Origin of the sequence: Bacillus sp. SIMBA_026 (assembly GCF_046535335.1) — a bacterium.
GTDB classification, from domain to species: Bacteria; Bacillota; Bacilli; order Bacillales; family Bacillaceae; genus Bacillus; species Bacillus velezensis.
The window spans coordinates 1-260 of the sequence record NZ_JAWRWX010000275.1 but is presented as its reverse complement, the minus strand read 5'-3'; the positions used below and the strand labels follow the sequence as shown (position 1 = coordinate 260).

At 61.9% G+C, this 260-nt stretch carries 1 pseudogene; it reads left to right on the top strand.

What is annotated here, in order from left to right:
- Positions 1-247, top strand: a pseudogene (locus SB847_RS21460) (hypothetical protein); the annotation flags it as partial.
- Positions 248-260: the final 13 nt, after the last annotated feature.

Below are 260 nucleotides of genomic sequence, written 5' to 3'. Positions count from 1 at the left end.
CTTCTGCTTGGTGCAATACAAGGACGTCCCGATCGCCGCAATGCCGAGGGTGTATCTGGCAACGCCCGCAGAGATCGCCTCGCGTCTTCGCCAAACCGCGAACGGCCGCGGTGACACAATCCTGCACGAACGACATGTGTGGAGCGCCCGCGCGCACGCCGCCGGCACCGTCGACGAAGTGCCGCAGTCGTGGCGCTTTTCGCTGGACCGAATTGATCAGCTTCTCGACATGCTGACAAGACCCTGATTTTTGGCTCACC